The sequence below is a fragment of the Chryseobacterium sp. SIMBA_029 genome (assembly GCF_046535275.1).
Taxonomy (GTDB): Bacteria; Bacteroidota; Bacteroidia; order Flavobacteriales; family Weeksellaceae; genus Chryseobacterium.
Genome location: NZ_JAWRXA010000007.1, coordinates 110,144 through 133,389 on the forward strand (window position 1 = coordinate 110,144; position 23,246 = coordinate 133,389).

22 protein-coding genes and 1 pseudogene are annotated in these 23,246 nt (G+C 36.4%); 7 read left to right on the forward strand and 16 right to left on the reverse strand.

Annotated features, from left to right (window positions below; all coding sequences use genetic code 11):
* Positions 1-175 precede the first annotated feature (175 nt).
* From SB679_RS14225 to SB679_RS14260, 8 genes and pseudogenes are all read right to left on the reverse strand, one after another.
* Positions 176-808, reverse strand: coding sequence for a hypothetical protein (locus SB679_RS14225; RefSeq protein WP_410702955.1), 633 nt, complete (start codon positions 806-808; stop codon positions 176-178).
* Positions 809-993: 185 nt separating this feature from the next.
* Positions 994-1,773 (reverse strand): tetratricopeptide repeat protein, encoded by a 780-nt coding sequence (locus SB679_RS14230; RefSeq protein ID WP_410702956.1) that lies wholly within the window; start codon positions 1,771-1,773, stop codon positions 994-996.
* A 94-nt stretch (positions 1,774-1,867) separates the two neighbouring features.
* On the reverse strand, positions 1,868-2,767 hold the full coding sequence (locus tag SB679_RS14235) for an alpha/beta hydrolase family protein (RefSeq protein ID WP_410702957.1): 900 nt from the start codon (positions 2,765-2,767) through the stop codon (positions 1,868-1,870).
* A 144-nt stretch (positions 2,768-2,911) separates the two neighbouring features.
* Positions 2,912-3,517, reverse strand: a pseudogene (locus tag SB679_RS14240) (hypothetical protein); the annotation flags it as partial.
* Positions 3,518-3,730: 213 nt separating this feature from the next.
* On the reverse strand, positions 3,731-4,549 hold the full coding sequence (locus SB679_RS14245) for a DUF5694 domain-containing protein (RefSeq protein ID WP_410702958.1): 819 nt from the start codon (positions 4,547-4,549) through the stop codon (positions 3,731-3,733).
* Between the two features lie 331 nt (positions 4,550-4,880).
* Complete coding sequence (gene groL / locus SB679_RS14250; RefSeq protein WP_410702959.1) at positions 4,881-6,506, reverse strand: chaperonin GroEL; 1,626 nt, start codon at positions 6,504-6,506, stop codon at positions 4,881-4,883.
* Positions 6,507-6,596: 90 nt separating this feature from the next.
* Positions 6,597-6,875, reverse strand: a complete 279-nt coding sequence (groES, locus tag SB679_RS14255) for a co-chaperone GroES (RefSeq protein WP_034715203.1) — start codon at positions 6,873-6,875, stop codon at positions 6,597-6,599.
* Between the two features lie 193 nt (positions 6,876-7,068).
* The gene (locus SB679_RS14260) at positions 7,069-7,224 is read right to left on the reverse strand and encodes a hypothetical protein (protein ID WP_410702960.1); all 156 of its coding nucleotides are present in this window, start codon (positions 7,222-7,224) and stop codon (positions 7,069-7,071) included.
* Between the two features lie 202 nt (positions 7,225-7,426).
* On the opposite strand from SB679_RS14260, the gene SB679_RS14265 reads away from it, so the two are divergent.
* Positions 7,427-8,611, forward strand: a complete 1,185-nt coding sequence (locus SB679_RS14265; protein ID WP_410702961.1) for a trypsin-like serine peptidase — start codon at positions 7,427-7,429, stop codon at positions 8,609-8,611.
* A 100-nt stretch (positions 8,612-8,711) separates the two neighbouring features.
* Positions 8,712-9,347, forward strand: a complete 636-nt coding sequence (locus SB679_RS14270; protein ID WP_410702962.1) for a hypothetical protein — start codon at positions 8,712-8,714, stop codon at positions 9,345-9,347.
* 20 nt (positions 9,348-9,367) lie between these two features.
* Here the strand turns inward: SB679_RS14270 and SB679_RS14275 are convergent, their stop codons facing one another.
* From SB679_RS14275 to SB679_RS14285, 3 genes are all read right to left on the reverse strand, one after another.
* A complete protein-coding gene (locus tag SB679_RS14275) occupies positions 9,368-10,576 on the reverse strand; it encodes a cation:dicarboxylate symporter family transporter (RefSeq protein WP_410702963.1) in 1,209 nt (402 codons plus the stop codon).
* Positions 10,577-10,672: 96 nt separating this feature from the next.
* A complete protein-coding gene (locus SB679_RS14280) occupies positions 10,673-11,959 on the reverse strand; it encodes a CitMHS family transporter (protein ID WP_410702964.1) in 1,287 nt (428 codons plus the stop codon).
* Between the two features lie 21 nt (positions 11,960-11,980).
* Complete coding sequence (locus tag SB679_RS14285; RefSeq protein WP_410702965.1) at positions 11,981-12,673, reverse strand: DUF2490 domain-containing protein; 693 nt, start codon at positions 12,671-12,673, stop codon at positions 11,981-11,983.
* Positions 12,674-12,901: 228 nt separating this feature from the next.
* Here SB679_RS14285 and SB679_RS14290 point away from each other — a divergent pair, with 228 nt between their 5' ends.
* Positions 12,902-13,930 carry a sensor histidine kinase gene (locus SB679_RS14290; protein WP_410702966.1) on the forward strand — a complete coding sequence of 343 codons (1,029 nt, stop codon included), beginning with the start codon at positions 12,902-12,904 and terminating at the stop codon, positions 13,928-13,930.
* Positions 13,930-14,628, forward strand: a complete 699-nt coding sequence (locus tag SB679_RS14295) for a LytR/AlgR family response regulator transcription factor (protein ID WP_410702967.1) — start codon at positions 13,930-13,932, stop codon at positions 14,626-14,628. The genes SB679_RS14290 and SB679_RS14295 overlap by 1 nt, the downstream gene beginning before the upstream one ends.
* Positions 14,629-14,720: 92 nt before the next feature.
* On the opposite strand, the gene SB679_RS14300 is transcribed toward SB679_RS14295, so the two are convergent.
* Both SB679_RS14300 and SB679_RS14305 read right to left on the reverse strand, forming a co-directional pair.
* Positions 14,721-17,102 carry a M1 family metallopeptidase gene (locus SB679_RS14300; RefSeq protein ID WP_410702968.1) on the reverse strand — a complete coding sequence of 794 codons (2,382 nt, stop codon included), beginning with the start codon at positions 17,100-17,102 and terminating at the stop codon, positions 14,721-14,723.
* A gap of 67 nt (positions 17,103-17,169) precedes the next feature.
* Positions 17,170-17,748 carry a HupE/UreJ family protein gene (locus SB679_RS14305; RefSeq protein ID WP_410703121.1) on the reverse strand — a complete coding sequence of 193 codons (579 nt, stop codon included), beginning with the start codon at positions 17,746-17,748 and terminating at the stop codon, positions 17,170-17,172.
* A gap of 70 nt (positions 17,749-17,818) precedes the next feature.
* Here SB679_RS14305 and SB679_RS14310 point away from each other — a divergent pair, with 70 nt between their 5' ends.
* Positions 17,819-18,319: a DUF6702 family protein gene (locus SB679_RS14310; RefSeq protein ID WP_410702969.1), complete on the forward strand. Its 501-nt coding sequence runs from the start codon at positions 17,819-17,821 to the stop codon at positions 18,317-18,319.
* Between the two features lie 14 nt (positions 18,320-18,333).
* On the opposite strand, the gene SB679_RS14315 is transcribed toward SB679_RS14310, so the two are convergent.
* The 3 genes from SB679_RS14315 to radA all read right to left on the reverse strand — a co-directional run bounded on the left by SB679_RS14315 (position 18,334) and on the right by radA (position 22,093).
* Positions 18,334-18,927, reverse strand: a complete 594-nt coding sequence (locus tag SB679_RS14315) for an ACP phosphodiesterase (RefSeq protein ID WP_410702970.1) — start codon at positions 18,925-18,927, stop codon at positions 18,334-18,336.
* Positions 18,928-19,011: 84 nt separating this feature from the next.
* Positions 19,012-20,553, reverse strand: a complete 1,542-nt coding sequence (locus SB679_RS14320) for a zinc-dependent metalloprotease (protein WP_410702971.1) — start codon at positions 20,551-20,553, stop codon at positions 19,012-19,014.
* Between the two features lie 190 nt (positions 20,554-20,743).
* A complete protein-coding gene (gene radA / locus SB679_RS14325) occupies positions 20,744-22,093 on the reverse strand; it encodes a DNA repair protein RadA (RefSeq protein ID WP_410702972.1) in 1,350 nt (449 codons plus the stop codon).
* 60 nt (positions 22,094-22,153) lie between these two features.
* Here radA and SB679_RS14330 point away from each other — a divergent pair, with 60 nt between their 5' ends.
* Positions 22,154-22,564 (forward strand): hypothetical protein, encoded by a 411-nt coding sequence (locus tag SB679_RS14330; protein ID WP_410702973.1) that lies wholly within the window; start codon positions 22,154-22,156, stop codon positions 22,562-22,564.
* Between the two features lie 72 nt (positions 22,565-22,636).
* The gene (locus SB679_RS14335; RefSeq protein ID WP_410702974.1) at positions 22,637-23,206 is read left to right on the forward strand and encodes a YceI family protein; all 570 of its coding nucleotides are present in this window, start codon (positions 22,637-22,639) and stop codon (positions 23,204-23,206) included.
* Positions 23,207-23,246 lie beyond the last annotated feature (40 nt).

Consider the following 23,246-nt stretch of genomic DNA (forward strand, 5'->3'; position numbering starts at 1 on the left):
AATTAAATAATCTAATACTATAAATCTAAAAGCCAAAGCAACGATACAATTGTGCGGTAGTGAGGGAAGCACAATTTTTTTTTGCACAAAAGTTCAATAGAAGAAAACTGTCGTTGAACTTTGCAGTTTTGCCCCACTATTGCGAAATCCTTGTTACCAGCTGGCATTTTTTCGGTTAGTTAAAGTCATACGGATAACCAATTTCGTTTAGGTCAGTTTCAAGTTGTTCCCAATCTTCAAGTTCCTCAACGATTGTCAAAACCATTTCTTTTGCCAGTGTTTTTCCTTTATAAATTTCTGTCACAGTTTCCAATGGAATTCCACTTTCTATAAAACTTTCTTCAAAATATTCTGTTGCCCAATCAATGTAAGTTTGTGGATTTCCGTCAAAAATATTCAACATTTTCTCAGAATTATCTTCGTAATTTTCGATTTGTCCAGTTTTCCAATTTTTCGCTTCCGTTGTCCAAATGCAAAATGTGGTTCCAATTGTTTTTACAGGTTCTCCGAAAATAAATTCGTTAAAAATAGAAGGCAAATCTTTTGTTAATTTCTCCTTTTCTTGCTGTTGATATTCGTGGGCAAATCCATTTATTACACAGCCATCTTGTCTAAATAAAATTAGCATTTGGTCGCCAGAACCATTTCGCATTTCGCAAAATTCTTCCTTGTCTGCCCATTTATTGTTGTAAGAATAATAACGATATTCCCATTCTTGCGAAAGAATTGCGTCTAAAACAGAAATTGCTTTACAAATTGTCTGTAATTTTTGTCTGTCAGGTAAATTTAGTTCTTTGGTTGAAATCATTTGTTGTGTTATGTTTTTTGTTTCGGTGAGTGTCGTGATACGCTTGCTGGTAACGTTTCGGGACTTTGCGATGTGGTGGAAATTTAGCACAAAAGTTCAATAGAATTATGACCTTTAAACCTTGCACAAATATACAAGCACGAAACCCGCCATATTGCCAAACTGCTGTTATATGATATGCTTTTTTAAAGTGAATTTTTATACAATTCGCTGATATTAACCAATTTACGTCCGAGTATTTTCTCAGCATCTTTCGGTGCATTATTTATCTGTTCCTTTGTTAAGGTTTTTTCTATTTCCTTAATTTCTTTGATAACGTCCTCCTGTTTTAAAATACTAAAATCAACTTTTGATTCATTATATATTAAGTACCATAAATAACTTTGATAACTATTTTGTTCAAAATGTTCTCCTTTTTTATAAAATTTTGCAATTTCTAATCGTGCAGAAGTAATATTTCCACTTAATGCTAAGTTTTCAGGATTTGGCAATTTTGCAAGTCTTATAATCCATTCTTTAAATTTCGAATTATCGGCTTTTACACCATTTCCAGTTAAATAGCAATTTATAACATTCCGCATACAAGTTGTATCGTCATTATTCGCACATTTTAAAGCGTATTCAAATGCTTTTTCAGAATTCTGTTCAACTCCTTCGCCATTTCCATAAGCCATCATCATTGCATAATGTCCATTATTAAAGCCATTGTCTGACGATTTTTCATACCATTTAATTGCTTCTCTTACATCTTTAATTCCGGTTGTTCCACTTTGCAAAAAGTATCCAAAGTTATATTGAGCTTCTGAATTGCCTAATTCGGCTGATTTTTTTAAAATAGGAAAAGCTTCATTATACTTTCCTTGCTGAATTAATTCTTTTGACTGATTATTTAATTGATCTGCATTTTGTCCAAACGAGAATTGAACAAATAAAATTGATAGAATAATTAAGAAGTTTCGTTTCATTTGCGATTTTGGTTTTAGCACATCATATAACATCCAAATTTACACATTGCGCCAATATACAATATATACAATTGCGCTAATGTTATTTTGGTTTTTATTTTGAAGATATAGATTTTTTACTATTCAATGCTTTCTGCTTTATCCATTGTACAGCGGTATCAACAGGGGCTGGATCATTGCTGGAAGAAGTATTGTGCCCCAGTTTAGAAAAAGAAGTATATTCGAAAGGTTTTCCTTGTGCTGTAAGGGTGTTCAATTGTTCTATACATAACTTTACTGGAATCTGTATGTCTTTTTCACCAAAAAGCCAAAGTCCGGGAATTGAAAGGGTGTTCAGATAGGTTTTTGGGTCAGTGGCTGCAAATTGATATTTGTCCGGATCATTTTTGGTATGTTCAATGGCATCTGCTTCTGTATGATTTTCCCAAAAACTATTGTTTCCATTGGTATAAAACTGAAATCGAAGTTGTTCCAGCGTGGTAATGGTAGGTCCACTAAATAAAACCATAAATTTAATTTGTGGATTTTTGCTTGCCGCCATCGGGATGATCCATCCTGCCTGGCTAAATCCGACTAATCCAATGGGTATTTTTTTATCTTTCAGATAGGTCTGAAATGTTTCTGCAGCTGCATTGGCATCCTGAGCCAATAAAGTAAGATTAGCAGTGTCGATATTATTGGTGCCCACAGAGGGTCCTACATAGACACCACCAGATTCTCCAACTCCGCGTTTGTCATAGGTGAATACAGCAATGCCTTCTTTGGCAAGACGTTTTGCGAATTCCATTTCTCTTTTTACTGGATCAGATCCGTGAACAATGACCACTGCTGCAAACGGTTTTTTAGGTTGTAAAATGGAGCCTGCAAGAGTGATACCCTGACTTTCAAACTTTACATCCTGAATGGTAAAGTCAGCCGATTGTGAAAATACCATTTCTGGTAAAGCTATTAATAACAGCCAAATAAATACGTTAGAAAGAAAGTTGTTTTTCATGGGTTATAGTTATCTATCAAATATAATAAAAAACCGCATTGCAAAAGCAAAGCAGTTAATATATTAAATGGTCTCAGCGACAAGCTGTTATACCATTCCTTGCATTCTACCTTACATAAGCAATACCTTGTTGATGGCCATTTTTTATGCTTGATTTTCTATTTTTGCTACATAATGCCCACTGCAACTGTCAATAATATCTGGATTAGAGATAATTTGAATTCTATAAAAAAAACCGGATATTGTGTTGCCCGAACAAACTCCTGCTAATGTTTGCGACCATTTACCATAAAGTTTATCATCGCTCCAATAAATATCGTCATAAAATGAATAGTTTGTATAGTTCATTCTTTCACCATTTATTTCTGTTGGGATATTTGGAATTTGCATAATTTCTTCCGTCATTTCTCTTGTAGGAATTTGAAGAGTTTCTATTAGCTTTTCTGTCTTTTGAATGTCATTACAAATTGTTTCAAATTCTTGAATTGCAAGTATGTGCGCTTCGGTGTCATTTGTTGAAATTACTGTAATATTTCTTAAATTATCATTAGAGAATTCACATAAATAGGTGTATTTGAATGTCTTGTCTTTTTTTTCTTCTATTGCCTGTTTAGAAACTAATTTAACTTTGTCAGATTTTTTCAATTGATAGAGTCTCCAAGATCCGTCAAAGCATTGATAATAATGTCCATCATCAAATTTAGTAATAGACCCTTCGCTGTAATTTTGATTTTTGTAAGTACACATTTTTTTATAATTTTTTTTGCCTACTTTGTAATACGGTGTTCAGCTTGTCCGCTATTTTTATGATATCAAAGATGTAAAATACACCGTCACCTGTCAATTACCCATTTGTGTAGTTTTTATGGGAATTCAAAAAACAAAAAAAAACCGCCTTGCAAAAGCAAAGCGGTTAGTGTATTAAATTGCCTCGGTCGCTGACCGTTAGCTGTTGGTAACCGTTTATTTTAAGACGGTATTTAATTCAACCACTTCAAAGTCGTCATTATTTTGCAGCAGGTGTTTTAATATAGGAATATGTCCTTGTCCAAATATGAGGATAACGTATTTGTCATTGGCATTTATTTGTGTTATTATATTAGAGTAAATTGCTAAATTCCTCAAATACCAATCAGAAACTGACTCTGCACCAATATAATTGTCGCCAGCACCAATTTTTGCATAATATTTTAAGTACAATGATAAATTTTTCTGCAAAAGTTCTTTTGTGTTGATATACTTCAGTATTCCGGTGATTGAATTTTGTTTTGTTACACGATCTATTTCACCCATAAAATTATTCGCAGTAGTCCCTAATTCATTTAATATATATAACTGATTTTTTTCTTTAGCCGTTACAGAAACCAAACTGTCATGTTTCATTCCATAAAAAATATCTACACAATTGATCTGTTTTAAATTTAATTTTTTAGCTAATCTAAAACCAATTTGCTCTCGTTCAGAAACGGTTAATGTGTACTTGTTTTGGGAATACGCATTATATAAACTGTCAATTTGCTTTTGTTGATTCAATGGTTTTTCTATCATCACTTTATCAGCATTTGTTCGTTTTAAAATTTCGGTCAGTTCTTCCAGTTCCTTTTGTCTTTTCGGAGCTAAAAAATCGTCAGTCTTTAATTCAAACGTATCTAAATGTGGCGTTTCGAAGTGAATGGTCCCGATTAACAGGATTTTAGTTTTATGTTTAGATTCTTGTCCAAAAGTTGTTGTGACAAATAAAAGAGTAATTAAAAATGTAGAAATTGTTTTAATGAAAGTCATGGTTTTAGTTTGTTATTAGTTTTTTTTTCGTTGTTGTTCTCCAAAATTGCCAGAAAATGTTGAACCGTTATTTCTGACACTTGAAAATAGAGTACAACGTGCTACCGCTTATGCAGCTGCGAACTTCGATAGTTTTTATTTGGGGCTAAAGATAAAGCTTCTTGCGAAACGTAAAGATGAATTCACCACAAAATTCGCGACTGTTGAACTCAATCTCCGGTAACTTTTCTTGATTTGCTGTTTTATTAACTTCGTTTTATTATTCCAAACAAAAAAACCGCCCTGCAAAAGCAAAGCGGTTTATATATTAAATGGTCTCAGCGACACGCTGTTACATCATTCCCGGCATTCCACCTCCCATTGGCATAGCAGGTTCAGTGCTTTTAATTTCAGTGATTACGCACTCAGTAGTAAGAAGCATTCCAGAAACAGAAGCTGCATTTTCAAGGGCAACTCTTGTTACTTTCGTAGGGTCAATGATTCCTGCTTCAAGCATGTTTACATACTCGTCAGTTTTCGCATTGTATCCGAAATCTCCGCTTCCTTCTGCTACTTTAGCAACGATTACAGAACCTTCACCTCCTGCGTTGGCAACGATTTGTCTTAATGGCTCTTCGATAGCTCTTTTCACGATTCTAATTCCTGTAGTTTCGTCAGCATTAATACCTTGAAGATTTTCTAAAGCAGAGATCGCTCTTACAAAAGCAACACCACCACCTGCAACGATACCTTCTTCAACAGCTGCTCTCGTAGCGTTCAACGCATCATCTACTCTGTCTTTTTTCTCTTTCATTTCAACTTCAGAAGCTGCACCTACGTATAATACTGCAACACCACCAGCTAATTTAGCTAATCTCTCCTGTAATTTTTCTCTGTCATAATCAGAAGTAGTAGTTTCCATTTGAGCTTTGATCTGGCTTACTCTGCCTTTGATCTTGCTTTCGTCACCACCACCGTTTACAACCGTAGTATTATCTTTATCAATAGATACTTTCTCAGCAGTTCCCAACATATCTAATGATACGTTTTCCATGGTGAAACCTTGCTCTTCAGAAATAACCTGTCCACCTGTTAAGATAGCGATATCTTCCAACATAGCTTTTCTTCTGTCTCCAAATCCTGGAGCTTTAACCGCAGCAATTTTAAGAGAACCTCTTAACTTGTTTACTACTAAAGTTGCTAAAGCTTCACCTTCAACTTCTTCAGAAATAATTAATAAAGATTTTCCGCTTTGTGCGATTGGTTCAAGAACTGGAAGTAATTCTTTCATGGAAGAGATTTTTTTCTCTACTAAAAGAATGTATGGGTTTTCAAGTTCAACTAACATTTTTTCAGGGTTAGTCACGAAATAAGGTGACTGGTATCCTCTGTCAAACTGCATACCTTCTACAACATCTACTGTTGTATCGATACCTTTAGCTTCTTCTACAGTGATAACACCTTCTTTACCAACTTTTCCGAAAGCTTCAGCGATCAAAGATCCGATAGTTTCGTCATTGTTAGCAGAAACAGAAGCTACTTGCTTCACCATTTCTGTAGAATCTCCAACTTGCTTAGACTGCTCTTTAAGATTAGCAACCACAGCAGTTACTGCTTTGTCGATTCCTCTTTTTAAATCCATTGGGTTTGCACCGGCAGCTACATTCTTAAGACCTTCTCTTACGATAGCCTGTGCTAAAACAGTAGCGGTAGTAGTACCGTCTCCTGCGATATCATTAGTTTTGGAAGCAACTTCTTTTACCATCTGCGCTCCCATATTTTCTACTCTGTCTTCAAGTTCGATTTCTTTTGCTACAGAAACACCGTCCTTAGTTACGTGAGGTGCACCGAAAGATTTCTCAATCACTACATTTCTACCTTTTGGTCCTAACGTTACTTTTACTGCATTAGCCAATGCATCAACCCCTCTTTTTAAAGCGTCTCTAGATTCAATATCGAATTTTATTTCTTTTGCCATAATTTTTTGTATTAATGTACTTTGTACAATGTATTAATGAAGTTATATTCATGAAGTCATTTTACATGAATACATTTTACTTTTTACAGATTAACCAATAATTCCTAATAAATCAGCTTCTTTTACAATTAAGTAATCTTTCCCTTCCAATTTCAATTCAGAACCTGAATATTTTCCATAAAGAACTTTGTCACCTGCTTTAACAGTGGTAGGCTCGTCTTTCTTACCAGGACCTACTGCTACTACAGTACCTTCTTGTGGTTTTTCTTTTGCGGTGTCCGGAATAATAATACCTGAAGCTGTTTTAGTTTCTGCCGCGATAGGCTCGATCAAAACTCTGTCTGCTAGTGGTTTAAAGTTTACTGACATAATATATCTGTTTTTTTAATTATTTCTGGATTATAATTCTCTAAATGTATGCCAAATGAAGTGGAGGGTGCATTGTGGAACATTAGGGTTGAAAATGGCAGAGTTTTATTTTAGGATGTGAAATTTTGGCAGAAAAATAAAAAAGTAAAGCCGGAAACTTCCGGCTTCATTTTATAAGTAATGGTTGATTATATTAAGGACAGTTTTGTCCCGGTCCGATCCATAAGACACATTTTCCTTGATCGTTGTATTCGCAGCAAATAATTCTGCTGCCTGCGCCTCCATTGATGGATCTTTGCGCTTCTCTGCCTAATGATCTGGCATTTTTAAGTAAGATGCTTTTTTTCATCAATACTCTTTTTTGGTGTTATTAAACATAAAAAAAATTATCTTTTGTTCAGTTTGTTTTTTAATGTAGTTTATTGATAATGTGGATTGTACTGATGTTTTTTTGTAGGGATTACCCTGTGTAAGTGTAGGGATAGTACTAGAGGATATGCAATGATATTAATCCAACTTTGTTAGACCAAAATATCATTAAAATTAACAAAATGGAAAAATTAAAAAAAATCTTTCAAGGCGTTCCAGCCGATTCTCCGATTCCTAAAGAATTGTTACTGGAACAAGAAAACCCACTTCCAACTAAAGAATTGGATAGGGCGCTTTTTATTACAGATGCTGCCAGAAGTTTCAGATTTACGGACAAGGTAAAAGATCCGGTTAAACGTTCTGCATCAAAACTGGATAAGGAATTGAACCAATTGGATTCTATTTCACCTTTTGATTGGGGAATTCCTGGTAAGACTGAAGAGGTAATCTCTGCTGAGAAGCTCAAAACCAGAATTAAAGTGGAGAAAATAAAAGTAACAGAGGCAGAAGCTTTTGTTCCGGAAACGCATATCCTCGGATTACACCCTAAAGTAGTTTTTGCAGATACAAAATCGGCTAAAAGGAATCGTTTAAACAGATTGGTGACGAAAAGTGCCAATCATACAACGATCTTTGGGAACGATAACAGAGTGAATATCTACCCCAATACCTATCCGGAATCATGTATCTGCAGGGTAGAGGTTTATACTAAATTAACCGCTTCTTCATCATGGTCTTATCAAGGGAGAGGAACAGGTTTTATGGTGGGTAGAAAAATTTTGATGACTTCAGGACATATGAGACCTCAAAAGCCCTATGCACAATGGATGATAAAAGTAATACCTGCGTATTATGACGGAAGATCAATCTATGGAGATTCCTTTTACACGTATGGAGAAAGCTATATTGCTTATCAGAGTGATGTGGGAAATGATATGATGGTCGTAAAATTGTATGATGCGATAGGCGATACAACAGGTTATTTTGGGGCGAAGAGCTATAACAGTTCCTGGGAAGATATGAATGTATGGACCATGACAGGATATCCGTATGATAAAGGTGAAAACAGACCTACGTATCAAAGTAATATAAGTGTTGTAGATGATGATGATGGCGATGATGTAAAATTACCGGATGGCAGAACAGTAGATAGCACTCAGATAGAAAGTTATGCGGATGAAGCAAGCGGGGCATCAGGTTCGCCATTATACAGCTGGTTTTCCAATGGGCAGATGTATGCCATAGGAGTTCACCACGGAAATGAAACAGACTGGGAACTTTTCGGGTCCAATCTTCATTCTGTAGCTTCGGGTGGAGATATGTTGCCGGCTCTTGTTATCTGGGCAAGAAATAACTGGGGGAATTAATCAATACCAGTCGTGAAATACAATACATATATGATGGAAAAAACGCTTTACTTTTTGTAAGGCGTTTTTTTGTACTTTTCTGTTGAAAAATTATTTTTAAATGAATGAAAAAAAGAATAAGATTTTAAGAGCAGCCAGCCTAAGAAAATATCTGTATGGATTTCTTCTTTTTAGTCTGATTGTTGCAATTTTTATGATGGCTTTCAAAAATGAAATAATAAATCTGCAAAACCTTAATAAAAGCAGTCCAACAGGAATTGTTTTGCTTATTCTGTTTCTTTTGATTGTATTTTTCTTTTGGCGTATGATCCAAAAAAGGTACAACAGAATAAAGGTGGTTATTGAAAGATTACCCGAAAAAGATTGGTGTAAAATAGAAACTCAAAATAAGACTTTTACCTTTTTTAATACCAATCAAATCTTACCTATGTTTATCATCACTCAAAATGATTTGATTATTACCCGTTCTCAAAATTTAGAAACGATTCCTTTCGGGCAAATGAAGGTGATAGGCATATTTGAAGACACCTATAAAAATGGAATTTTCCGACACTTAATTTATATCAAAACAGCATATGAAAACTACAAGTTTGGTGCTATTTCCGAAAGCGAAAAAATTAAAGATTTAGAACGTAAAGCATCAGAAACAAAACCAGAAATACCTGTAAAGAAATATGACGATGTTTGGGACTATTTTATGATTGCTAAAAAGAAATGGAATTCTCAGGAATATTGATCATTATTGAATTTTGTTTCTTAATTTTTTTCTAACGGTTGATTGATTTTTGAAATCACAGCACCAGAAACCGCAATGCCAATGAAATTAGTAACAGATCTGGCTTCATTCATAAAGCGGTCTATGCTGTACAGCAGCGCGATATCTGTCAATGGAATTTTCCCAAATCTGTTTAACGTGAAAATCAGCGCCAGAAATCCTGAACCAGGAACACCGGAAGCTGTTTTTGATGTAATGGAAATGATGATGAAAAGCCAGATGTAATCATTAACACTTAAAGAAATACTATAGAACTGGATTAAAAAGCAGCAGGCAACAGAAAGATAAATGCAGGCACCGGCCAGGTTGAAATTGTATCCTAACGGAATAATAAATCCCAGGATTTTCCGGTTATATCCCTCAGATTCCATTTTTTCAAAAATCATAGGAAATGCCGTTTTAGAAGAGGAGGTTGTAATAACCATAATGATTTCTTCTTTGATATTAAGAAGGAATTTCAAGAGGTTAAACTTAAATAGATAAGAAACAAACCCCAGCACTCCAAAAATAAAAACGATATCAGCGAGATATACGGTAGCAACCACTTTGCTTAACGGTAGAAGAGTATTGATCCCGTATATGGAAATTCCATATGCGATGTTACAGAAAATAATCAATGGAAGGATAATGTATACATATTTAATGATGGTATAAAAAGCACTGAGGGCATAATCCAAGATCCTCAGGAAATTCTCTCTTTTTTTAGAAAGGTTCATGGAAACTCCAATAATAATAGAGAGGATAAGAAAAATGCCGTGCCTGTTGAGATATAAAACCGAGAAGATCGAACTGTCATCGATCTCGAAATTTTTGGGAAGTGTGGTATTGAGTTTTGTAATATCAATTCCTGTATTGGCTCCGGGCTGTATTGCGAAACCGAAAACAAATCCCAATGCAATCCCAACAGAGCTGATGATCAGAAAATAAAGAACAGTCTGCCAAACAACCCTGCTGGCATTTTTTATATCAGATAAATGACAGATCCCATACGTAATAGCCATAAAAATGACGGGCAAAATAAGCATTTCCAATACCCTGAAAAAATATTGGCTCACCACTCCCAGTTTAATGCTGAGTTCAGGAGCATATTGTCCTGTAAGCACTCCACCGATAATGGCTACAAATACGTATAAAGTAAGATTCTTTAAGTATTGGCTGGTGAATGTTTTTCTGGTTTGGAAAAGGCTCATTGGAAAACTTTTTTTCTCTGCACAAAAAGATAGTTATATTCTGGTTGATATGGTCATTAAGACCTCCGAAATATAATCATTATAAACGAATTCAAATTATATGATTCCAAGGAGAAGAGCTCCCAAAAGCATCACAATAGAAGAACCGATAGCCCATTTTAGAGTATATTTTAAGTGGTCTGAAAACTCTACTCCTGCCAGTGATACCAATAAATAAGTAGAAGGAACCAGCGGACTCAGAAGATGGGATGCCTGCCCAACAAGACTGGCCCTTCCCAAAACATCCGGGGGAATACCCAGCTGTTGTCCGGTAGCTGCAATAATAGGCAATATTCCAAAATAATAAGCATCATTGGTGAGGAAGAAGGTAAGGGGAACACTGAATACAGCAGTAATGATATTTAAAGAGCCACCCCAGCTTTTAGGGACGATATCGATCATGCTGTTTCCCATGGCCTGCATAATGCCGGACCCATTTAAGATTCCCGTAAAAATTCCGGCCCCGAAAATCATTCCTGCTACCGATAGTGCATTACCAGCATGTTTGGACATGATTTTTTGCTGGTCTTTCAGTTTTGGATAATTAATGACAGAAGCGATGCAGAAAGCAATCATAAAAGCAATACCCAGTGGGACAAGATCAAGGATCATTACAGTTAAAAGAATAAGGGTAAGACCCAGATTGATCCAGATCAGTTTCGGACGCAGGAGCTTTGGATCCGCTTCACCGGCAATATCATTGGTACTGTAATGGGTATATTTCCCGTGTTTTGCAATGCGTTTTTTTTCTTTTATCCCTAAAATATAAGCAACAAAAACTACCCAGGCGATTCCTAAAACCATAATCGGAATCATCGGAACGAAAATTTCTGTATGCCCCAGTTTGAGAGAACTCATCACTCTTGCGGTAGGTCCGCCCCAGGGAAGAATGTTCATGATACCGCCGGCAAGCATGATGATACAGGTAAGGACTAATGGATTTAACCCCTGTCTTTTGTAAAGAGGAAGCATGGCTGCCACTACAATGATATAAGTAGAAGAGCCGTCACCATCCAAAGATACCAATGTCGTAAGAATCGCTGTTCCGATAGTTGTTTTAACAGGATTATCTCCAACCGCTTTTAAAATGGTATTGACTAAAGGTTCAAATAAGCCTGTGTCGATCATTAAACTGAAATAGAGGATGGCAAAAATCAGCATCACACCAGTGAGGGCTATTTCTTTGACTCCGTTTTTCATCATATCTCCGAGTTCTGGACCAAAACCTGCAATCAGAGCAATAACTACGGGCACAATAACCAAGGCGGTAAGCGGGGTCATTTTTTTGTTCATAATGAGAACCATAAAAATGATAATCATTAGAAATCCTAGGAATGTAAGCATAGGGAATGTATTTTTAGGTATCTATTTTTTTTCTTTTTTACGCCAGTCGAAGTTATTTCTGTATCCGATATAACCGTAATTACTGGTAGATCCGGTTTCGAGCTGATTGATAAATGCGACTTCTATCGCAGAATTTTTTCCGGTTTTTATGCCTATTCCTGCGGTTAAACGGTTGCTGTCGAACGGTTCATCTTTTACCACATTCATCCTGATTTCATTTTTCAGTATTCCGTACAGTTTTTCTTTTTCTCCGGCTTTGTTGAATGGGATTCTCAAGGATATAAGATAACGGAGCCTCACGATGAAATCATTCGGGTTACTGATGAAGCGCTCTTCCACACGGAAACGGTGAGAAATGGACGTTCTTCCAATATTGCCTCCCAAACTGACCTGCTGGAAAGGCCTTTTTTCATACCTCTCTTTTTTGGTGTTATCGGATTTGTAGGAGTCCAGTACAAGAAACATAAATCCTGCTGCAGGTTTTACGTCATTCGCAACTTCATAATCTACATAAGCAGAGACTAAGAAAAGTCTGGTATCATACGCCAGGTCAAAAGACCGGTATTGTGAAAGTGCAGTTAATGTGCTTTTATCTGTCAGTTTAGCAGACAACAGGTATTGAAACCACATATTGTATTTGTCCCGGCTTTGAGCATTGGCCAGTGTACTGAAACCTGCGAGTAAAATGACAATTAGTTTTAATTTAATTTTCATGTAATATTTGATTAACATCCGATTTCTCAAATATATCCAGAAGAGTAAATCGTTAATTAATTTTTCAATCAATGACAGTTTTTATCAGTAAACTGCAGGATGGGCAGAAAAAGATGTTATATTTGGAAAAATGAAAATCTTACTTTTTAGATGTTCTTACTTGTAAATATTGTACTTATACTGTTGGTTTTTAGGATTTTATTTAATGGTAAGATTCTAAAGAAACTCATGAAATATCATTGGGGGTTTTTGTTGAGGTTTCAGCATGTTTTCTTCTTTTTAGGGTTCATTACCATAACTTTTTTCACCGAAAATTACTTTCTTGATGTCCCCGAACTGATTTGGAGTGTATTATCTGTAATTATTTTCAATATTGGAATTTATTATTTAGTGTATTATTATCTTGTTCCCCAGTTTTATTTATCGAATAAGTACCCGGAATTTATCTTGTATGCCTTAATATGTTTTTTGGTATCCAGTCTTTTCAGAATTTTGCTTGAACCTGCCGTTTTTAAAATGAATTTCAATGAAACCCTTTCCAATACCAAGTTTTTATATAATGTCTATACGGCGCAGGGAATTGTTATTCTTACCGCTTCATTCCTGGGAATTACAAAAGATAAATTCCTTATAGAACAGGATTTTAAAGATTTGGGCGAAGAAAAAGATCAGCTGCACCTTGATCTGCTGAAATCTAAACTGAATCCCCATTTCCTGCTGAATACCCTTAATAACATTTATGCAAAAAGTTTTCAACCTTCAGAAAATACTTCAGAATCCATATTACAGCTCAGTAAATTGCTTCAATATGTTATTTATGATACCAATAGGGAGAGCATAAGCATTGCTCAGGAGTTTTCTTCAATCAGGGCGCTTATAGGATTATACCAGTTGAAATTTAATAATCTGCTGGATATTACTTTTGATGTTCAGGATGAAGAAGCTCTGGAACTGATAGAGATCCCGCCTTCTATTTTTCTGACCTTGTTTGAAAATGCCTTAAAACATTCTGCGATAGGAATAGAAACTGAAAGCTTTATAAAAGTAAACTATACCATACAAAATAATGAGTTTCTTTTTGAGATTGTCAATTCGGTTGCGAAAAAGAAAACTCTTGTGAATGATGTTAATAATCATGGATTGGGAAATGAAGCGGTAATAAGTATCTTAGAAAAATACTATGCAGGAATATATACTTTTGTTTCCGGTGCAGCAGCAAATAACAATTATCAGACGATGTTAAAAATTAAATTATAATGGCTAATCTGACCATAGTAGGGGTAGACGATGAATATCCTGCCTTACAGCTTATCAGGCAATACTGCGATCAAATTGAAGATATCAGTCTGCTGAATACGTTTCAGAATCCGGAAGAAGCGCTGGAATATCTTAAAGAAACTAGGGTAGATCTTGTTATCCTGGATATCAATATGCCTTACATGAGTGGCATTGAGCTTTTGCAGCAGCTGCCCTACAAACCGCTCTGTATATTTCTTACCCTGGAAACACAATATGCCGTAAAAGCTTTTGAGCTGGATGTGGTACACTACCTCGTAAAACCGGTAGATTTCGAAACCTTTAGAAAAGCGGTGAATAAGGCAAAAGATTTTTTGCAGTTTAAAAATTCTTCCGAGAATAAAAAGCAGGAAGATTTTATCATGTTCAAGTCTAACTATATCATGAATAAAGTTTTTCTGGAAGATATCCGGTGGATTCAGGGTTTTGGAGAATATATCATCCTGGTTACGCCACTAAAGAAATATATGATTCTCGAACGGATGTCGAATTTTGAAGAAAAATTTCAAGACCTTGGATTTATCAGGATTCACAAATCTTATATTGTACTGTCTTCTCATATCAGTTCTTATGATGCTGCGAATGTATATCTTAAAGACGGTGAGAAGCTTCCGCTTGGCAGAACCTATAAAAGCTTTTTAAAAAATTATATGCAGTAAATTACCAAAAAAAACTGCCTGATAAGCAGTTTTTAGTTAGTGGATTTATAAGTTGTGCAAATTTTGAATAAAAATTCACTTTTAATTTTTGATTATTTTCCTCCTGCAGCCTGCATTGGATTCACTCTTCCATTGGAGGCTCCACGAGTGGTTCCAGCTCCCTGTTTTTGTTTGAACAGTTGGAATTTTGAAATTTGGGCATTGCTGCCGTCAAAGCTCCAGAAGTTATTGGAAGTATCGATATCCGCTGTTTCTCTCATCGGATCCAGTTGGATCGATTTCAACTTTTTATCAAAATAATAAGTCTTTGATACTTGCTGTTCATTCAATCTCCAGATTTGTGCAGATGATTTGTCATATAATTTTGAACCGTCTTCAAAAGTAAATTCAAGAATAATAGGCATTACCAAGCCTCCTTTATTCGTGAAGTCAATTTGATAAGCCGTTATATTTTTAAACTTTTCTTTTTCCTTATTGTCCAGGGCAGAATTTCCTTCTGCTTTGAAAGTATATTGTTTGCTGGCGTCCACTTTTTCCTGACCTCTGTCGTAGCGGTAATAGAAATCCTGGGCTTCTTTATCCTTATCTACATAGAAAGAAATGTTTTTATCTTCTCTGTTTTTAATTTTTGAAATGTCTTCAAAGCTATTCTGTAAAGGCTTTTCAACGGTATACTGCAATTCTTTGGTTTCTTTTGGAGGCAGGTCCATATCAGGAGTGGCAACAGTTACCTTATCGATCGCAATGTCTACAGGATCTGTTCCGTAGAACCATCCTCGCCAGAACCAGTCCAGATCTTCGCCGCTGGCATCTTCCATTGTTCTGAAGAAATCTGCCGGCTCAGGGTGCTTAAATGCCCATCTTTTGGCGTAAGTTTTAAAAGCTTTGTCAAACAATTCTCTTCCCATGATGGTTTCCCGAAGGATATTCAGGCCCGTTGCCGGTTTAGAATACGCATTCGGTCCGAACTGTACAATATTTTCAGAATTGCTCATGATCGGTTCCAGCTGATTCTTGGGAAGTTTCATGTAATCAACAATCGTCCATGCCGGACCTCTTTTTGAAGGGAATTTATTATCCCATTTTTCTTCGGTAAGATATTCTGTGAAGGTATTTAAGCCTTCATCCATCCAGGTCCACTGTCTTTCGTCAGAATTGATGATCATCGGGAAGAAGTTGTGTCCAACCTCGTGAATCACCACTCCAATCATTCCGTTTTTGGTTCCTTCAGAATAGGTCCCATCTTTTTCCGTTCTTCCGAAGTTGAAACAGATCATTGGGTATTCCATTCCGTTGGCCGCTTCTACAGATTGTGCAACAGGGTAGGGATAAGGAATGGTAAATTCTGAATAGGTTTTAATAGTGTGGGCAACAGCTTTTGTAGAGAATTTTCTATACAAACCATAGGCTTCCTTAGGATAGAAGCTCATCGCCATTACTTTATTATTATTTTCAGGGATCACAACACGCATGCCGTCCCAAACGAATTTTCTTGAAGCTGTCCAGGCAAAATCCCTTACGTCATGAGCTTCAAATATCCACGTTTTTCTTTGTTTTGAATGATTTTTTTCCGCCTTTTTAGCCTCATCAAACGTAACGATTTCGACAGGCTCACTCGCAGTTTCAGCCTTTCTGTATCTTGCCAGCTGATCAGATGTTAAGACCTGATCGTAATTGCGGCATTCTCCGGTTCCCCCTACAATGTGATCAGCAGGAACGTTCATTGAAACTTTAAAATTTCCAAAAACCAAAGCAAATTCACCTCGTCCCGTAAACTGGTGATTCTGCCAGCCATGGAAATCACTGTAAACACACATTCTTGGGTACCATTGTGTGATGGTATACAAATCGTTTCCGTCTTCAGCAAAATTTTCATAACCGCCTCGGCCGCCCATCTTTATACGGTTAGGGATATTGTAGTTCCAGTCTATAGTAAGAACTATTTTTTCGCCTTTTTTCAATGCTTTTGGCAGATCAATACGCATCATGGTCTTGTTTACCGTGTAGGATAAAGGAGCGCCTGATGCATCCGTTACTTTTTCAAGTGTAACGCCGTAGCCATTATCTTTTACCGGAAGATCAGTTGTTTTCAGCTGCTGGTCACTGGTTGATGAAGGAAGGGTAGAAGAAGAGGCGTAATCTGCCTTTTTAACCGTAGACTGCTCGTTTTCATCAAGCTGAAGCCAAAGATAATCCAGGTCATCAGGAGAATTATTATAATAGGTAATTGTTTCGGAGCCCTTTAAGTTTCTTTTATCCTCATCCAGATAAGCTTTGATATCATAATCTGCTTTATTCTGCCAGTATCCGTTCCCTGGGGATCCGGATGCCGTTCGGTAGATATTGGGAGTTGGAAGTATCGTTCCCAGCTGTTCAAATTTATTTCCGTGATTGCTTCCCGGATTGTTTTGAATATTCTGAGCGGTAATGCCAATAGTAGTGAATACAGAAAGCAGTGTTACTTTTAGTTTCATGACGGAAATAATTTAAGAATCATCAAATATAATAATAAGTAGATGAAAAATTAAAAATATTTCAGTCTTAAAAAGGAATTCTTTCTAACGCCATTTTTAAAGATAAAGCAAATGCTGCCGATGAAACAAACAGGATCCAGTCTTTTTTATTCACTTTAAATACGTTGAGTAAAATGAACAGCAGAAGTAAAATAGCCATTACAATAACAATCTGTCCAAGTTCCAGCCCAATATTGAAACCAAGCAGCGGAAAGAAAATACTCTGGCTTTTTGCGATCATCACCCTTGCCGTATTCGCGAAACCCATACCATGAATGAGCCCGAAGATCAAGGCCAGATAATAATTCGCCCGCATCAGGGTTTGCTTATGGTTTTTCATCAAGATATTATCCAGAGAAGTCAAAACGATGGTTAATGGAATTAGAAATTCAACCCAGTTGGAAGGAACTCTGAAAATATTAAGCGTGCTTAAAGCCAATGTAACCGAGTGTCCAATAGTAAATGCCGTCACCAGAATCAGGATTTTTTTCCAATCACTGTAAGAATATACGGCAATAAGTGCTAAAATAAATAATTGATGGTCCAGTGCATCCAGAGAGATGATATGTTCCCAGCCCAGGTGTAAATAAAATATAAAATCCTGCATCATAGCGTAAAAATATAATGCGTACGAAAATAATGATTAATTTCGGAACAAATTTTAAATGTCAGGGTTTATGAAGAATTTGTGGCTGTTTCTTATTCCGATTGTGTTTTTATTGTCTTTCAGCAAAGCGAAGCATCCTTATCATGTGGGATCTGTGGAAATTAATTATAATGCGAAATCAAAGACTTTTGAAGTAACTGGGCGTTTTTTTCTTGATGATCTGGAAAATGCTCTCAGCAAAAAATATGGAAAACCTTTTCATTTTAATGATCCGGCCTATAAAGTTAGGCTTAATGAAGCTTTAAAGGACTATTGTGCCGTCTATTTCAAATTGAAATCTAATAATCAGTTTCTGAAAGTAGACTATGTCGGATATCAGGAAGACAGCGAATCTGTTGAGGTGTTTTTAGAATCCGAACAGGCAGATTCTCCTAAAAAAGTTGAAACAGCAGTCAGTTTCCTGTATAATCTTTTTGATGATCAGATGAATATTGTTCACGTCATTGTCAATAATGTCCGGAAAAGCGAGAAACTGACCTATCCCAACCGCTATCTGTTCCGGGAATTTTAGTGATTTATATACAATTAATTTTCCAGTTCCAAAAGAGCATTGATACCTTGCGCATGAACGAGTAAATCAGGGAAAAACGCATCATAACATTGTTGTAGAATTTCTTTATTCTGAAGGAATAATTCAAAAACAGGCAGATCTTTATCCAGATATTTAGCTTTGTGAAGAACATTCTGAATGCTGAATTTAATGCCCTGGTTTTCATGGTAATTGTAGAGCCAGTCGTCTTTTTCCATTTTGGCAAGCATCATTTTAAAATTTTCAGGCAACCATTGTTGGTGTTGATTAAGAACTCTATATACTTTTAAAGAATGCGCTTTCCACTCCGGTAATGAATTTAGACTAAGATCATTAGCCAGAAAATAATCCATTGAAACATCGACAAAGGCTCCGGCGTAAAGCCTGACAAGCGGACTAAAAACTTTTTTAGCTTCGTGAATGGCTTCATGCGAATCCGTAAACGTATCAATAGCCCGGTGCATCGTAATTCCATCCTGGATTTCTTTCGGAAAAGAGAATCGGTCTTTATTCCGGATAAAATCTTCCAGAAACTGCCCGACGATCTGACCGTCAGTGAATGAAAGAAAAGAGTGAGCCAGATAATTCATACTACAATATAGGGCATAAATTTAAAATCCCCCGAATAAAATTAAAATATTCGGAGGACATAAAATCAGAATTTGTTGAGAAACTTATTGTACGATAAACTTCTTGCTTCCTGTCATGGTGTTTTTTTCATCATAGATGCTGATGAAATATTCTTCCGAAGGCCAGTTTTTTAGATCAATACTTCTTTCAGAGGTAGTTGTCATTTGTTGACCCATTACATTGAAGACTTTAAAAGTATATTTTCCGCTGTCTTTTACTGAAATGTTAATCACCTCTTTTGCAGGGTTCGGATACAAGGTAAATTCCTTGTTCTGAAGATGGTTTTCCGTTGTTTTCAAAACATCTGCTGAAGACATAAACTGAGAAACGGCACAGGCAAATCGTGAAAATGCAAAAGCTTCGTTCGCTGGATTGGTATTTCCGATCGCGATTCCGGTAGGCTCTGAATTGTAATTAACACCAGGGTTTGCCCATCGGTTGATTCTCGTACAGTTGAAACCGGTAGCAGCGCATTCATCATTGTAGGCCATTATGGTTCTCCACCGCTGTGAAGAAACGCTTGATGTTCCCAAAGTAATTGCTGTTCTGTTGGTATATCCGTGATGATGGTTGCATGGTGTGGTGCTGGTATCCACATACCAGTCATGTCTCAGTCCCATATTGTGTCCCATTTCATGCGCTAAAGAATAATTAGAAACGGCACAGTTATAAAGGGAAACTGAAAATCCTGCGGTCCCTGTATAATTGGTAGGATTGGTGTTGACGTATCCCAAGCCACAGGTATTCGTTGGGGTAGAAGTGATCAGTGAACAGATATCTGCTGCATACGTTGCTCTCAGCGTATGGATGTTGTCCATATAAGAATCATTATTGGTTCTGAATCTTGTAAGATCAGTACTGATGTTTCCGGATTCTGTATAAGCAATCTCGCCTGAATAGACCAGGTTGATCGTTACATTGGATACTCCTGAATTGGTGAGGGCCGTATTAAAATTGGTTACCGCAGTGGCTATAAAAGCATTACTTTGCGGTACCCCTCCCCAGGCTGTTTTTGCTCCTGTGGTAAATACTACCATGACATCAATTGTAGTTGCCGCACAAACCGGTGTAGTGTCCAGACATACATTGGAATTTGCTTTAGCAAGGGTTTCGGCAGGAATGTCTAGAATGTAGTCATCTTTGGAATCCTGGCTGATAAGTTTTGAATTGCTAACTGAAGATAAGGCGAAAATATCAGCGGAAGTCTGGTGAAACATTACTTTTTCTCCGGATCCTGAAGAATACATTCCGGCTACGGTATTGTCATATTTTGAAAGGACCAGTTCAGCTTTCGGATCATTATCGATACGATAAACATATGATTCACTTTTGTTGCTGTAAGGATAAGCCTGGTCGAACCTTGCCGTAATTTCCCTTCCATCGGGAAGGGGTATTTGAAGATCAGATTTCAGGTCGAAAGAAGCCTGCCTGTAATATTGGGTGTTAAGATAACCGGAGGCTAGATCTTTGGTGATTTTTTGTGTTGAACTGAGATTATTTTCCTTAACAGGATTCTGGAAAATAGGTTTCTGTGCAATAAAAAGAGCTGCACAAAAAAGCGTAAGGGCAGTAAATTTAGTTTTCATGAGTGTTGGTTTTATGGATTATTATATACAAATATATATAATATTTCAAATATAAGTGATAAATTTTCAATGCAATAAATAGGGATAAATTATTCAATTATAAATAATAAGTATGCTGCATAGAGATAAAAAAAGCAGAAGAACAATGAGGGACTTCTGCTTTTTTTTAAGTTATATGTTTTATTTTTTATTAAAAAAGTCTTTCGTGAAAATCTTCAATTTTGCTCACTTCCTCAATCTTAATTCCGAATTTTTTCTTGGGAAGTTTATTTAAATTAGAGATAAATATTTTCTCATATCCTAATTTTTCGGCTTCGGTAATTCTCTGTTCTGCCTGGGCAATCGGGCGGATCTCGCCGCTTAAACCAATCTCACCGGCAAAACAAAAGTGTTCGGAAATCGCAATATCTTCATTAGAAGAGAGGATAGAAGCAACTACGGCAAGATCCAAAGCCGGATCATCCGTTTTGATTCCTCCTGTTATGTTCAGGAAAACATCTTTTGATCCCAACTGAAAACCGGAGCGCTTTTCCAGAACTGCCAGCAGCATGTTCAGCCTTTTGGCATCAAAGCCTGTACAGCTTCTTTGCGGCGTTCCATAGACGGCAGTACTTACCAATGCCTGTATTTCCAAAAGCATCGGGCGGTTTCCCTCTAAAGTTACTGCTACGGAATTTCCTGACAGTTCTTCAAATTTCTTTGTAATTAGGATTTCAGAAGGATTTTTAATTTCCTTTAAGCCCTGAGAAACCATTTCGTAAATTCCAATTTCAGCAGTGGAACCGAAACGGTTTTTATTTGCTCTTAATAATCTGAAGAGATGGTTTCTGTCACCATCAAAGTTCAGAACAACATCTACCATGTGCTCCAGCACTTTTGGGCCGGCAATCTGTCCGTCTTTGGTGATATGACCTACCAGGAAAACAGGAACATTATTTTCTTTGGCGTATTTAATGATTTCATTGGAACATTCCCGGATTTGAGAAACCGTTCCCGGAGAACTTTCAATAAGTTGGGATTGTAGCGTTTGAATGGAATCAATAATAACAAAATCAGGCTCTAGTTTTTTGGCTTCATGAAGAATCTTTTCCAATGATGTTTCCGTATACAGAAAACAGTTGGGATTTTGGACATCCGTTAATCTGTCGGCCCTCATTTTAATCTGAGAAGCACTTTCTTCCCCCGAAACATAAAAAATTTTCTTCTTCATTTTCAGGGCAAGCTGCAGCAGTAATGTCGATTTTCCAATCCCGGGTTCACCGCCGATCAAAGTAACGGAACCTAAGACTATTCCGCCTCCCAGTACACGGTTAAGCTCTTCTGAAGGAGTTTTTATACGGGGCTCTTCAACGGTTTCTACCTCGATGATATTAATGACATGTTGCTTGGTCTTCGAAAAAGGTGGAGTTTTACTTGATGTTTTTTCAACAACTTCCTCTACCAAAGTATTCCATTCTCCACAGTTTTTGCATTGTCCCATCCATTGAGAATATTGGGTTCCGCAATTTTGACAGAAATATGCTGTTTTTAATTTTGCCATACCGCGAAGTTCAAAAATTTTTTTGAATTTTTCTTTCGAAATTTTATTTAATTTTCAGAGATGAAAAATATACTCCTGAAAACAATCCTTGTATTTGTGGTGATGACGATTTTCAATACAGGTTTTGTTGATGAAACTGTGAAATTTTTAAAGCTTCCCGGTGGAGATTTCGGAATGCTGTCTCTTTCCATCCTCATAGGATGTGGAATCGTTTCTGTAGTGGGATTGGTAACCGTATTTATTTTTAAACAGCAGTATCATTCCCTATGGAAAATTGCTCTTTTATTTGAGGTTCTTTATCTCCTCATGCTTATATTATCTGGAACTAATCCTTTTACTTACTTTTTAGTGCCCACTAACCCTAAGTTACTTAGTGTTTTATTGTATGCCAATTCCATAGGTGTCTTCCTGATTATGGTGCTTTTTGATCTGATTTATTCAAAAGTAATAGGATCTAAAAGTAAAAACTAACATAGATCAATGTCAGGCTGCATTTCAAGGTCTACCTTTACCTAATTAATAATTAATACAATATATAGTATAATGAAAAAGGTATTTTTAACTTTCGTTTTTGCTTTATTAAGCGTTGCGGGCTTTGCCCAGACTGTATGGAATGTAGATCCGATGCACTCATCTGTTAACTTTAACATCAAGCACATGGGCATCAGCTTTGTGCAGGGAAGGTTTGATAAATTTACGGGAACGGTAAACACTAAAGGTGATAACCTGGATAATGCCGCTTTCGATTTTGCGGTAGACATTAATTCTGTGAATACCGGGGTTGAAATGAGAGACAAGCATTTAAAAAGTGATGATTTCTTCTCAGCGGAAAAATTTCCGGAAATGAAGTTTAAAAGTACTTCTATCACAAAAGATAAAAACAATAATTATATCCTGAAAGGAAGCCTTACGATTAAAGATGTTACTAAAGAGATCAGTGTTCCGGTAACTTTCGGAGGAGTAACGAAAAATCAACAGGGAAAAACTGTTCTTGGGTTCCAGACCAAATTTAAGGTCAACCGTTTAGATTACAATATTAAATATGATCCAACCGGAGCTGGGGTAGCAAAGGATGTAGATGTTAACTTATACTTTGAATTGGTAAAACAATAATTCTTAAAGATCATTTGATTTTAAGTAAAAAGGCTTCTCA